Genomic DNA, 12,671 nt, shown 5'->3' with positions numbered 1-12,671 from the left:
TTATGATAGTGTTCTAAACAATATTCAATTACATACTTAGCCAAATTATTCACTTGAATACTTAACTTCTGGTCTTATAAAATTATGTTCTTTCTGTTTATCGGCCTTACTAATCTCAAAATTTTACGTTAAATATCGACATAACGAGATTCCATATTAAAAGATAAACAACCGCCACTCTAATTAAATTCTAATAAGACGCAAACTTAATGTCAACCATTCTTTAATAAAAAATATATTCTTTGATTAATAATTTGTGATAAATAAAAAAGTTAGACCAAAGTCTAACTTTTTTTATTTATATTAGAGTTAAATTTCAGTCATTGCTTCTTCCACAAGCGAAACACTTTGATGTCTTCCTTTCGTAATCAACAAGGAAAGTTGCACAAAAGCAAAGAGTACGCTGGTCCGCTTAGGATAAGCAAAATAACGTGGTTGCCAACTAGTGACATATTGTTCTTTGCGCTTGCGTGTATCTTGAAACGCATAAATTTGATAACTATACTTGTAAAAAATATTAACAAAGCGTTCTTTTAAGAAAGAGTACTTGCTCTCCCCTACGTTAGCCAACGGCGCCATCCCAATATCAATTAATTGATAGCCCTGCTGTTGATAGGTTTCAATAAAATGAGTGAACAAATATTCTCTAGTAAAAGCAGGTGCGTCTGAACGAATACGTAACAAATCATACGAAATACTTTTGCCTTTTTCCATTTCTTTTCCCGTAATAAAACCAATGACCGTTTGTTTCTGTCTCACCAAGCCCACGCTACTGCATTTCAAGTACTCGGGATCCAACCGTCCACCAATAAAGTAGCGCTCTTTTTGATTCCGTGACCAGTCCGCAGAAACTCGTTCTAACTCTTGATATAAGGCATCACTAATCGTTTCGGGATAAAATTCAAACTGAAAATCCGCTGCTTCCGCTGCTATTTTTTCAGTCACTGTTTCCGTCCAGGCTGTTTGATTCACTGTTGACGGCTCATCAAATTGAATCAAGCCTTCTTCCCCAACTTTCATAAATTCAAAGCCGCAATCGTGAAGATTCATAACATATTCTTCCGAAATACGATAAAAAACTAATTGATAGCCTAACAAATCAGCTTGATCCATAAACGCCAGTGTCGCCGCTGTCCATTTCTCTCGTTGCCCAATTGGATCCGCCAAGACAAAGCATTTATTAAACTTCATTTGAAACCCAAAAAGTACTTGATCTTCACCTTCTTCTTGGTAATAAAAATGACCATAATCCTTTAAATACAAAAATTGACTGCCTTCGTTGCCACCAAATTTTTCCAAAAAGCGTGTCAACCGCGCTTCCTCAAACCCCTCACCTAAAGTAACAGTTGTTTCGGCTAAATATTGATACAAAAAGAATAAACCAATCAAGGAAATACTTAATCCAATCAATCCGTTAAACCAAACATCATCTGACGGAAACAACAAAAAGTGATTGATAACTTGATTGCCACCAGCTGGTCGTGCGGCGTAATAGCCAGCAACCGCATAACCGATAAACAAGCAGCCAAACAAAATACTATCTACCGTTAAAGCGCCCCATGAATAAACAAACTTTTCACGATAAAATTCTTTACGAGCCAAAATAACCGCCAATAAAATAACAGCATAAACAGTAATCAACTGCCACGAAGTCGTTCGTGCCACCGTATTTACAATACAAAATCCTAGTAAAATAATTGTAGGCCAATAAGCTTTTTTCACTTTCATAGAAATGCCTCGAGCTAAACCTAATAACAAGAATCCTACAAATAAATTCAATGTTTGATCTAAAAAATTAAAAGAAAAGGGAAGTAACACTTGGAATAAACGACTGACATTCGACAAATTCGTCACAGTCGATAATAGAACCATCATAATTCCTGCAAAATATAACGCCGCCACCAAAATAAAATGCGCCACTTTTTGTGAAAATAACCGAGGTAAATTATCAAAAAATTGATTAACTTTCATGCCTGCTTGTTGCAAGAACAAAATAACTCCTGTCATAAAAGGCGTCACATAATAAAACAAACGATAATACAACAACCAGACGACCGCTTGTGATCGATCAATCCCTAATTGTGACAAGCCCAAAATCATTAAGACATCAAACGTTCCCATACCACCAGGAACCATGGTTAACATCCCGATTAACGTAGCGATAACAAACATTGGGTAAACAGAAACCATCGAAACTGGCACCTGCATCAAGCGACCTATCATCAAGAAAGCAAACATCCCACCTAGCCATTGACCTAATGAAGCGCCGAATAATAGGAGCACTGCTTTTGGAAAAAATGTTTTAAACAATGTTCGCCGTTTTAAATACGTGAAAAACCAGAGCGCTGGCGCAATCAGACTGCCCAATAATAACCAAACCCAATATTCACGAAAAACATTTTGGGTTCGAATAAAAAATAAATCAACAAACGCCACAAAAGATAAAATAGATAACCCTGAAATCAAGAACAGAGCAACTTTTGAGACCGTTGCTACAACCTTGCCCCGCGGTACATCTTTTCCGTAAAAATTAATCCGTAGCGTTGCACCAACCACGCCGCCAAAACCCGCTAAGTTATTAATGGTATTGGTGACCCAAGCCGAAGTTAACCAATCCATTCGTTTCATTGGTGGCTTACCTTCTTTTTCGAATAACTTAACGACTACATAGTCATAAAGGAGCATTGGAATAACCCCTAATAGTCCTGCCAAGACCATACCAATTAAACGCCCCGTACTTTGTTGTTCCATCGTGGAAAAAATATCCGCCCAGGTCATGCCTTGAGCGATATGTGTCACTTGGTTAGCCACGAAAACTAATACAGAACCAAGAAAAATTAGTTTCAATAATAAACTGTGTTCTTTCAACCACTGCGTTAGTTGGCTAATATTTTTTTTCATCTTATAGCCTCTTTCATATCTCTTTTCTATTCATTTAACTTTCGTTTTATCGATTTTCTTCCATGGTAGCCTATTTGCTGAAAATTTTCCAGCACGGCTAGACATTTTGGCTGAATCGTATTGTTTTATTGAAAAAAAAAGAGTGAGAAAAAAATCTAAGACGATTTTTTTCTCACTCTTTTAACTGTATTTTTTACGCCACTACTTCTGCGATAATCTCAATCTCCACCAATACATCCATCGGTAATTTAGAGATTTCAATCGTTGTGCGTGCAGGATATTCCGCACTAAAATACTCAGCATAGACTTCATTGAATGCCGTGAAATCCGCCATATTTTGTAAATAGCATGTCGTTTTGACTACATGAGCAAAATCACTACCAGCTTCTGTTAAAATCCCTTGAATATTTTTCAGTACTTGATTGGTTTGTTCTTTAATCGTTGTACCAACCACCTTGCCTGTTTCAGGATCCAGTGGAATCTGACCAGAAGTAATCAATAAACCATTCACAATTTTTGCTTGTGAATATGGCCCAATTGCTTGTGGTGCTTGCTTTGTTTTAATTGTTTTCATTTCTTTTCCCCCAGTAAATGACAAGTTGTTACTTTTTGTTATTTTATTTGTTTCTATTTTTCCATTGTACTGCAACCATTTTCGGAATGCTATCTTTTCTCAATTATTCCCAAGCGCTGATGCTGTGCCATCCTTTTGTAAAACAGCTTCAAAACCTTGACGCATCCTTTCAAGTCCTTCGTGTAGTTTTGCTTGCGAACAGCCAATATTTAACCGTAAAAATCGTTGCCCATTACCGCCATAAATCGAGCCGTCCATAATGGCGACTTTCCCCACAGAAACTAAAGCCTCTTGTAAGCGGGCCACATCCGGAACTGCCGCTGATACATCCAACCACATTAAGTAAGTGGCTTCCAGCTCCGTCACTTTAATTTTTGGCAAATATGTCTGTAAAAAATCTTTCACGTAACGTTGGTTCTCCGCTAAATAATCATTCAACTCGTCAACCCAAGTACCACATTTTTGATAGGCCGTCATGGTTGCTAGCATTCCCAAAATACTTGTTGATGATAAACCATCGGCGTTTTTTAATTTGAGCTGAAAAGCGTCACGTAATTCGTTATCTTGAATTAGGGCGTAAGCAAAAATCAGCCCTGGAAAATTAAAGGTTTTCGTGCCACTGGTAATAATGGCAGATTTTTTATAATCAAATTGCGTAATTGGTCGATGAACTTGGCCTTTATTAACGATATCCATATGAATTTCATCAGAAAGTAAAAACACATCATACTGTTGGCACAATGAAACCATTCGCTCTAATTCCCATTGCTCCCAAACACGTCCTGTTGGATTATGCGGGGAACATAAAAGCAAACAGCGATTTTCTGGTTGCGCTAGTTTTTTTTCTAAATCAATAAAATCAATGCTGTAGCGCTTCTCTTGATAAAGCAATTCATTTGCCACTACTTGCCGCTTATTTTCCTGAATAACTTTAAAAAATGCATCATAGGAAGGTGTTTGTAAAATAATGCCCTCCCCTTCGTTAGTCAATAATTGAATCAAAGCAGAAATCCCATAGATAACAGTCGGGGTATACATAATCCAGTGTTCTTCAATCTTCGTCTGGAATCTTGCCTGGTACCACGTTTGAATTGCTTCTTTTAATTGCGGATGGTTCCACCTCGTGTAGCCAAATACGGGATGTTTCAAACGCTCCTGTAATGTTGCCAGAACTGCCTCTGGCACAGCAAAATCCGTATCGGAAATAGTGAAGGGAAGCAAGTCCGCTTCCCCAAATCGGTCTTCTACAAAATCCCACTGTGTACAATACGTTCCTCGTCGATCAATTGCTTTATCAAACGACACACTCTTCACCTTCTGTCTTTTTTCTAACCTAAAATCATCTCTAATTGATTACGGACCGTTGTCACTTTGGTTCCGATAATCACTTGTACATTCTGCGCATCTAAATGTACAACGCCTAAAGCCCCTAATTGCTTTAATTTGTCATCATCTACTTTATTAGCATCTGCTAACACTAAACGTAAACGCGTAATGCAATTATCAATAGCTTGAATATTCTCTTGCCCACCCAAAGCCGCTAAAATCCCAGGCGCATCATAGCCACCCGTTTTCTTATATTGAACTTCTTGATCGGTATATTCAGTCTCATCTAAGACCTTGTCTCGTCCAGGTGTTTTTAAATCAAAGGTTACAATGACTGTTTTAAAGACGAAATAATAAACAACAAACCAGATAGTGCCGACAATGAGAACCCACCACCATTTTGTATAAGTTCCTTGTAACAAGCCAAAAATAACAAAGTCCAGTAGCCCGCCATCAGTGTTCCCAATCACAACACCTAATAAAGCCATTACCATGAAACCTAGACCAGTCATAATGACATGAAACAGCCATAATAATGGACTAATAAATAAGAATAAAAATTCAATTGGTTCTGTAATGCCAGTGATAGCCGTAGCAATTACACCCGAAAGGAGTAAGCCTTTAATCTTATGTCGATTCGCCGGAGCTGCAGTATGATACATCGCAAGCGCCGCCGCTGGTAAGCCAAAAATAAAGGTCGGCATTTTCCCTTGTGACAAGAAAGCTGTTGCGCTTGGTGAAATCGGTAAATTATTTTGCAATTCTGCATAGAAAATATTTAACGCACCAAACACTTCTTTGCCAGCCACCACCGCTGAACCCCCTGCTTCAGTAAAACGAATCATGGAAACCAAAATATGATGCAACCCAAACGGTAACAGTAGACGTTCCCCTGAACCAAACAGAAAAGGCCCAAAAATACCAGAACGTTGGATAAGTTGGCCAATCGCCATAATCATTAGCGCGAAAAGTGGCCAAACTAACGGAATTACTAAGCCCACGAATGCCATCACTAATGAAGTAATAATTGGTACAAACCGTGCGCCAGAAAAAAAGGCAAAACTATCTGGTAGTTGCACCGTATAAAATCGATTATGCAACTTATAGACAATAAGCCCAGCGATAATTCCACCAAGAACACCCATTTCAATCGTTTGAATCCCAAAAACCATTCCTTGGCCGGCTTCCCGCAACTGCTCAGGATCCACGAGGCGATTCGTCTGCACTAAATAGAAATTAATCGCTAAATTCATCACCGTATAGCCTACGAAACCTGAAAACGCAGCAATTCCTTTTTCTTTCCGAACTAACCCCAACGGAATGGCCATTGCAAACATGACAGGTAAATAGGCAAACGCAAAACCACCAATTGTCGACATAAATTGGAAAATAATTTTTACTGCGGGCTTTCCTAAAAACGGGATCGTTTCAATCATGGATTCACTGGAAAAAGAACTTCCTAATCCCAACAAAATCCCCATAAAAGCTAATAAAGCCACTGGCAACATAAACGTTTTACCTAATCCTTGGAAAAACTCCCAGAAAGTCGCTTTCTTTTTCTTTACTGCCATTTCTTAACTCCTCCATTCATTCTTTACAAAACTAAAAATGATTGCGTTTACATTTATTACCCTCATTATAACTAGCCCAAAACAAAGAAAAAAGAGGCTACACTCTTTCTGTATCCCCTTACATCATTTAGTATGGTGTTGCATAAAATTACCGCGGCTGCTTTGCCTCTGCATACATTAATAAAACCGTATCGAACAAACAAATGACAGCAATTCTTGAACTTAAATCTACGCGCTGATGATAACGTGTCGTCCCTTTGGCAAATAACGTCGTCGTCGACAATTTTTCCAAGGTGCTTCCTTTAGTCGAAATCAAACTAATCATCGGCACTTGCTGTTCCTGCGCTACACGTGCATACGCTAAAATCCCCTTAGTTTCTCCTGTATAACTGACAAAAATGGCTAAATCCTGTCCGTCCAGATTCTTAACTGCTGCCGCTTGTTCATCCCAATCAGATCGTGCATAGGCTTTTTTTCCTAAAAATGTTAGCTTTCGTGCAAAATCAGTACAAATAGGAAAACTGCCACCAACACCGAACACTTCAATCGTATTCGCACGCTCAATCATTTTAAGCATTTCCGCGACTTTGGCTTCATCCATTTGTTGAAAACTATCTTGCACATTGGCAATCAACTGTTGCGTAATAGCTTGAAAACTACGACTATCGCTTTCTGTGCTCTCGCTCTGCACCGATTGGACGATTGCGTATTTTAATTCTTGGAAGCCTCGATAACCTAAGTGTTTTGCTGTCCGAGAAATAGTGGCTGTTGAGACAAACAACGCCTGCGCCACCTCATAAATGGTTTGTGAACTAATTTCCGTCATATGCGTCAAAATATAATCCAGTACTTGATTTTCAATTTTACTTAAATGATTTCGTTTCTTTTCTAACAAAGCGATTAATCCCTCAGTCGACATCCAATCCCTCACTTTAAATCCTTTTTTATAATTATACACCAGAATATTCTGATTATTTCAATAAGAAAGTCCAAAATAACCAACAGCGGCTCCATCATTCGCCAGAGAAAAAAATCAGCCTTCCGATGGAGGTGCTTGTTGCGCTTTCTTGCTATACTCTGTATATAGAAAACAGGAAAAATTTGGAGGTAGTACGTATGAATAATCAACGACCAATGTTTATAAATATTCTTTTAGTGGTCCTTTTATTTTTAGTTGTCGGTTCACTCTTCAGTGCCGTTGTCGGTATCGTGGGAAGCTTATTGTGGCTAGCAGTAAAAATTTTAGTTCCCGTAGCGATTATCGTGTGGCTTGTTCGAACAATTTCGGGAAATAATGGCAACTGCCGCCGTCATTATTAAAAAAAAACAGGTTTTCCTTTTCGGAAAACCTGTTTTTTTTACTTCTTTTATCTAAAAGCATATACAATATTGCTAATACCAAACATCATAAAGTAGAAGCCAACTAAGAAGCTTAGAGTTAATGCTGAAGACAATGGATTAAATAATAACATTACACCTAAGATAATCCCTAAAACGTCAACAATTAATGTGAACCAGAAGTAACCTGTGCTTACTCGTTTAGCAAAATCTAAAGTAAATAAGCCGAAAATTGAGTCGAATAAAAACCAAATTGCAAAAACAAATGGTAACACAGCGACACCAATATTTAAGTTAAACAATAAGTAAACACCAATTAGGATATCAATAATCCCTAAGATGATTGGTGCATAAGCTTTGTAGCCTAGCAATTCTTTCATACGATTACGTACAAAAATTTCGAAAATCCCTTTAATAATAGCAAAAATCGCAAAAACCATCACAATGGCAATTAAATTACCGGCAGGATTTTGGAAAGAAATTAATGCAGTCAGAACAAATAGAATTCCTAATACTAATGAACCCCAGTCCATTCCATGATGTTGTCGTTGTTCCATGACACTCACTCCTCTATAAAATAATTTATTACACTTATTATGTTACTACTATTTTACAAGGTGTCAAATATTTTCATCGTGCTTTCTGAAAACCATTTCAATGATAACTCCATTAAAAACAACGTATCACTTGATTGTCTCTTTTTTGGTGCAAAATTGTGCCTTTTTTGTATAAATAAGTCCCTCGTTTTCCCACAAAAAAACCGCTACTTTTTCATCTAGTTTATAAAAAAGTAACAGTTATAAATTATTTTTTCTTTTTCCCAATCGAGAGAATCCCTCTTTTTATGACATCAAAGAAACTCAAAGATTGGACCATATGATCTGGGTCAACATATTCACGAATAGCTCGTAACACTCGCTTCGGCTCTTTTGAAGCAAACGTATACGTCCCATTTTTCTTGGTTTGAATCGCATAACGAGGAATCCATTTTCCTTTGAACATTACTGAAGCCAACACGTAATCGACTTCTTCCCACGGAATTTGGATAAACTTACGTGGATCTTTGGCATGGTAAAATTCAAACCCGCGGTCACCTATCATAATTTGTCCATAATCTGTTAATCCTGTAAATGCCGTCGCATCTATAACTAAATCAACTTTTGTGTTTAATGATTGTACCATGTTATCTGCTCCATTTCATTCGACTAATTCCTCTTTATTATACGTTTCTTTCCTGATCGAAACAAACAAAATTACATCTTTGTTTAAAAAAGCGGAAGAAAAGTTTCTCGACTTCTCTTCCGCTTTTTTTGATTAGAAGTAATAAACTTACCTCGTCATTCTTATAATAAGCCGATTAAGTGGCCGACAACGCCGACTACGAATAAACCAAGAATGATAACGATTGGGCTAACTTTTTTCTTCAATAACCACATACATAAGAATGTAAGTAGTAATGGTGCTAGACCTGGAATCAATTGATCTAAGTTATCTTGTAAAGTAGTAACTTTCGTTGGTGAAAGCGCCAAGCCTTGGTTCACTTGTTCAAAGGCTTTATGCATTCCTTCACCGCCAGCAGGAAGTTTATCCCACTCGATATAAGCACCTTTGTCTAACTTAACTTGTGAGACAATTGGTAAGAACTTAATCGATACCCAACGTTGAACCAATGCGGCCAGTACGAACATCCCTAAAATAGAAGCACCTTTTGTAATATCTTGTAGTAAACCACCTGAAAGGTCATCAGTAATTTTAGAACCTGCTTTGTAACCAAACTCTTGTGTATACCACATGAATGACCAACGAATTAAGTTCCAAGCAACGAAGAATAAGATTGGGCCTAAGATGTTACCACCCATTGCTAAGGAAGCACCTAAAGCTCCTAACATTGGACGAACAGTAAACCAGAAAACTGGGTCACCGACACCGGCTAAAGGACCCATCATCCCAACTTTAACCCCTTGAATCGCTACGTCATCAACTGGTGCGCCATTGGCACGTTCTTCTTCCAAAGCTAATGTTACACCAAGAATTGGTGAGGCAATGTATGGGTGTGTATTAAAGAACTCTAAGTGACGTTTTAACGCCGCTGAACGTTCTTCTTTCGTTTTATATAATTTTTTGATTGCTGGAATCATTGAGAATGCCCAGCCGCCGTTTTGCATACGTTCATAGTTCCAAGAACCTTGGATAAATGTTGAACGCCAAGCTACAGCTAAACGATCTTTTTTAGTTAATTGAATTTTTTCTGCCATTTTCTTTGCTCCTCCTTCAGAATTAGTAGTCGTTTAAAATATCGCCTAATGGGTCGCCAGAGTTGCCTCCGCCATTTGAGTTAGAAGAACCGCCCATTTTAGATAAGTTCAAGTAAATAAGAGCTAAAGCGACACCTAAAGCACCTAATGCGATTAATGTTAATTGAGAAATCGCTGCGACTACGAAACCGATAATGAAGAATGGCCATACTTCTTTTGTTGCCATCATGTTGATTACTAATGCATAACCTACGGCAACGACCATACCACCACCGATAGCCATACCATCAGTTAACCAAGCTGGCATTGATTCTAAGAAATTACGAACAGTGTCAGCAGGAATGAATAGTAAAGCACCTGCTGGAATCGCAATACGAATACCTTGTAAACATACAGCGAAAATGTGTAACATTTCAACTTGTTTAATGTTGCCTTTTTCAGCAGCCGCATCCATCATGTGAACGATTGGAACCGCAACTGTCCGAACGATCATTGTTAAGAACAAACCTGCAACCGCTAAAGGAACTGCGATGGCAATCGCTGAAGGAACACCTTTAACACCTTGGCCACCTAAAACTAAAATAATTGCTGAGGCAACAGATGCTAAAGCGGCATCCGGTGCAACGGCAGCCCCGATGTTCGCCCAACCTAACGCGATCATTTGTAAAGTACCACCTAAAACAATTCCGGCTTCTAAATTACCAGTAACTAATCCGATTAATGTACATGCTACTAACGGTTGGTGGAATTGGAACTCATCCAAAATCCCTTCCATACCAGCTAGAAAGGCAACGAGTAAAACTAAAATAATTGATATAACAGACATGATAAGCCTCCTATTTTGATTTGTATTTGGCGAGTTACGCGTTTGCTAACTCATTTTTTGCTTTTTTCAAAATTTCGTCCATATTCGCTTTTGAATCATTTGGCACTTTACGCACATCAAATTTGATGCCTTTGGCTTTTAATTCATCAAACGTATCAACGTCTTCTTGACCCATTGATAATACTTTGCTTACAACGACTTTTCCAACAGAGTGAGCCATTGAACCAACGTTTACTTCTGGGATTTCTACGCCGCCTTCAACCACTTTTAAGACGTCTTCAGGATTTTCAAATAATAATAATGCTTTTGTATTGCCAAAACGTGGATCTTTCGCTACTTCAATCATTTTACTGATTGGAATAACATTGGCTTTTACTCCTGGAGGAGCTGCTTGTTCGATTAATTTCTTACGTAAGTCATCTTTTGCAACGGCATCAGAAACAACAATAATTCTGTTTGGTTGTGTTGCTTTTGTCCAAGCTGTTGCTACTTGACCATGTAATAAACGTGAATCAATACGTGCTAGCACAAATTTAATTTTGCCATCGCCAACAACTGTACCTGGTGGTAACGAACCTTTTGGCTGTGCATCTTCTGTCGCAGCAGCTTTTGGTGCTTCTGCTGGTTGTAACTCTTCTGGTTTAACTTTGACACCATCTTTTGCTGTTTCAAGAATGTGTGTCGCAATTTCTTGTGCTGATTCCATAGAGAAACGAGAAGCATATGCTTCAATAACCATTGGTAAGTTCATACCTGCAACGATTGCCCATTTGTCTTTATGATCTTCTAACAATGAGTTCGCTTGGTTAAATGGTGTTCCTCCCCATAGGTCAACTAAAAATAGTACTTCGTCTTGATTGTCAAACGATGCAATGGCTTCTTGCATTTTTGCTTTTACATCATCGGGACCTTCGCTAGGCATTAACGTAACTGCTTTTACATTTTCTTGTTCGCCAAAGATCATTGCACCAGATTGCAAGATCCCTTCAGCAAATTCACCGTGACTTGCTAGGATAATTCCTACCATTTTTATACCTCCTGTATAATTGATGTTTTTTTTCATGGTTGTACTGCTAAACGCTTTCACTTTTTGAAAAAAATCAGATAAATCAGATTCTGACAAAAATAAATGAAAAAATTTCAATAGTTCTTGATTTTTTTCAACATCAGCACTTGCCTTTATCAATACAGTTCATGAAGCAATGATGTTGGTCCTAGGCCACCACATCCTTTCAATGTCTTTCGTCTGTAAAAATTAACGTCAGCTGGCGTTATTTTCTTTGCTACGCTCTTTTTTCAGTAAATCCATCAAATTCACTTGGCTGTCTGCTGCGACTTTTCGAATTTCCAATTCAATACCTTGTTCATTTAAAAACAGAAATGCTTTTAAATCGTTGGCATCCACTGCGACTGCATTCGTAATCATTCGCTTGCCTGTGCTGAAACTCATTCCGCCAATATTCACAGAAGTTAGTTGTACACCGCCTTCGACCACTCGTTTCACGTCCAAAGGATTAGTGAATAACAACATGGCTCGAAACGAATCAAAACGAGGATCAGGGTAAACATCAATCATTTTTTGAACAGTGATGACATTTACTTTGACACCAGGTGGAGCAGCTTGAACCAACAAGGCTTTTCTCAAATTGTCATGAGCAACGGAATCACTAACCACTAAAATGCGATTAATGTTCGTCAATTTTGCCCAAACAGTTGCTACTTGGCCATGAATTAATCGATCATCAATTCGAGCTAAACGAATATCCATTACCATCGGGAATGCTCCTTTAAATTCATTTTTAAAGGTTAGGACCTTTGTCTTTTTACTTAAAAATTTTAGGTAAAAAGGGACACCTTATTATAAGCAAGTTTCGTGCCAA

12 protein-coding genes are annotated in these 12,671 nt (G+C 38.1%); 1 reads left to right on the top strand and 11 read right to left on the bottom strand.

Features of this window, described 5'->3' with window-relative positions; translation table 11 throughout:
* Positions 1-309 precede the first annotated feature (309 nt).
* The 5 genes from mprF to IGL80_RS00120 all read right to left on the bottom strand — a co-directional run bounded on the left by mprF (position 310) and on the right by IGL80_RS00120 (position 7,291).
* Positions 310-2,901 (bottom strand): bifunctional lysylphosphatidylglycerol flippase/synthetase MprF, encoded by a 2,592-nt coding sequence (mprF, locus tag IGL80_RS00140; protein ID WP_002359220.1) that lies wholly within the window; start codon positions 2,899-2,901, stop codon positions 310-312.
* A gap of 193 nt (positions 2,902-3,094) precedes the next feature.
* Entirely contained in the window at positions 3,095-3,475 is a 381-nt protein-coding gene (locus IGL80_RS00135) for a RidA family protein (protein ID WP_002356039.1), read from the bottom strand.
* A gap of 99 nt (positions 3,476-3,574) precedes the next feature.
* The gene (locus IGL80_RS00130) at positions 3,575-4,789 is read right to left on the bottom strand and encodes a MalY/PatB family protein (protein WP_085366594.1); all 1,215 of its coding nucleotides are present in this window, start codon (positions 4,787-4,789) and stop codon (positions 3,575-3,577) included.
* 14 nt (positions 4,790-4,803) lie between these two features.
* Complete coding sequence (gene malX, locus IGL80_RS00125; protein ID WP_002359218.1) at positions 4,804-6,372, bottom strand: maltose/glucose-specific PTS transporter subunit IIBC; 1,569 nt, start codon at positions 6,370-6,372, stop codon at positions 4,804-4,806.
* Between the two features lie 148 nt (positions 6,373-6,520).
* Positions 6,521-7,291 (bottom strand): MurR/RpiR family transcriptional regulator, encoded by a 771-nt coding sequence (locus IGL80_RS00120; RefSeq protein WP_002387434.1) that lies wholly within the window; start codon positions 7,289-7,291, stop codon positions 6,521-6,523.
* Between the two features lie 197 nt (positions 7,292-7,488).
* On the opposite strand from IGL80_RS00120, the gene IGL80_RS00115 reads away from it, so the two are divergent.
* On the top strand, positions 7,489-7,692 hold the full coding sequence (locus tag IGL80_RS00115) for a hypothetical protein (protein ID WP_010708454.1): 204 nt from the start codon (positions 7,489-7,491) through the stop codon (positions 7,690-7,692).
* A gap of 47 nt (positions 7,693-7,739) precedes the next feature.
* On the opposite strand, the gene IGL80_RS00110 is transcribed toward IGL80_RS00115, so the two are convergent.
* The 6 genes from IGL80_RS00110 to IGL80_RS00085 all read right to left on the bottom strand — a co-directional run bounded on the left by IGL80_RS00110 (position 7,740) and on the right by IGL80_RS00085 (position 12,565).
* The gene (locus IGL80_RS00110) at positions 7,740-8,267 is read right to left on the bottom strand and encodes an HdeD family acid-resistance protein (RefSeq protein WP_002356034.1); all 528 of its coding nucleotides are present in this window, start codon (positions 8,265-8,267) and stop codon (positions 7,740-7,742) included.
* A 247-nt stretch (positions 8,268-8,514) separates the two neighbouring features.
* Positions 8,515-8,892 (bottom strand): DUF956 family protein, encoded by a 378-nt coding sequence (locus IGL80_RS00105; RefSeq protein WP_002356033.1) that lies wholly within the window; start codon positions 8,890-8,892, stop codon positions 8,515-8,517.
* A gap of 161 nt (positions 8,893-9,053) precedes the next feature.
* A complete protein-coding gene (locus IGL80_RS00100) occupies positions 9,054-9,965 on the bottom strand; it encodes a PTS system mannose/fructose/sorbose family transporter subunit IID (protein ID WP_002356032.1) in 912 nt (303 codons plus the stop codon).
* 22 nt (positions 9,966-9,987) lie between these two features.
* Positions 9,988-10,791: a PTS mannose/fructose/sorbose transporter subunit IIC gene (locus tag IGL80_RS00095; protein ID WP_002356031.1), complete on the bottom strand. Its 804-nt coding sequence runs from the start codon at positions 10,789-10,791 to the stop codon at positions 9,988-9,990.
* Between the two features lie 34 nt (positions 10,792-10,825).
* Positions 10,826-11,818: a mannose/fructose/sorbose PTS transporter subunit IIA gene (locus IGL80_RS00090; RefSeq protein WP_002356030.1), complete on the bottom strand. Its 993-nt coding sequence runs from the start codon at positions 11,816-11,818 to the stop codon at positions 10,826-10,828.
* Positions 11,819-12,052: 234 nt separating this feature from the next.
* On the bottom strand, positions 12,053-12,565 hold the full coding sequence (locus tag IGL80_RS00085; RefSeq protein WP_002385473.1) for a mannose/fructose/sorbose PTS transporter subunit IIB: 513 nt from the start codon (positions 12,563-12,565) through the stop codon (positions 12,053-12,055).
* Between the last annotated feature and the right edge of the window lie 106 nt (positions 12,566-12,671).

This window comes from Enterococcus sp. DIV2467a (assembly GCF_050532945.1).
GTDB lineage: Bacteria > Bacillota > Bacilli > Lactobacillales > Enterococcaceae > Enterococcus > Enterococcus faecalis.
The sequence above is the reverse complement of the archived record's forward strand: the minus strand, read 5'-3'. Positions and strand labels throughout refer to the sequence as shown.

What these genes read in the sequence shown, in the direction of transcription:
- IGL80_RS00095 (WP_002356031.1), bottom strand. Translation starts at nt 10,791, where the DNA reads ATGTCTGTTATATCAATTATTTTAGTTTTACTCGTTGCCTTTCTAGCT.
- IGL80_RS00090 (WP_002356030.1), bottom strand. Translation starts at nt 11,818, where the DNA reads ATGGTAGGAATTATCCTAGCAAGTCACGGTGAATTTGCTGAAGGGATC.
- malX (WP_002359218.1), bottom strand. Translation starts at nt 6,372, where the DNA reads ATGGCAGTAAAGAAAAAGAAAGCGACTTTCTGGGAGTTTTTCCAAGGA.
- IGL80_RS00135 (WP_002356039.1), bottom strand. Translation starts at nt 3,475, where the DNA reads ATGAAAACAATTAAAACAAAGCAAGCACCACAAGCAATTGGGCCATAT.
- IGL80_RS00110 (WP_002356034.1), bottom strand. Translation starts at nt 8,267, where the DNA reads ATGGAACAACGACAACATCATGGAATGGACTGGGGTTCATTAGTATTA.
- IGL80_RS00115 (WP_010708454.1), top strand. Translation starts at nt 7,489, where the DNA reads ATGAATAATCAACGACCAATGTTTATAAATATTCTTTTAGTGGTCCTT.
- IGL80_RS00105 (WP_002356033.1), bottom strand. Translation starts at nt 8,892, where the DNA reads ATGGTACAATCATTAAACACAAAAGTTGATTTAGTTATAGATGCGACG.
- IGL80_RS00085 (WP_002385473.1), bottom strand. Translation starts at nt 12,565, where the DNA reads ATGGTAATGGATATTCGTTTAGCTCGAATTGATGATCGATTAATTCAT.
- mprF (WP_002359220.1), bottom strand. Translation starts at nt 2,901, where the DNA reads ATGAAAAAAAATATTAGCCAACTAACGCAGTGGTTGAAAGAACACAGT.
- IGL80_RS00120 (WP_002387434.1), bottom strand. Translation starts at nt 7,291, where the DNA reads ATGTCGACTGAGGGATTAATCGCTTTGTTAGAAAAGAAACGAAATCAT.
- IGL80_RS00100 (WP_002356032.1), bottom strand. Translation starts at nt 9,965, where the DNA reads ATGGCAGAAAAAATTCAATTAACTAAAAAAGATCGTTTAGCTGTAGCT.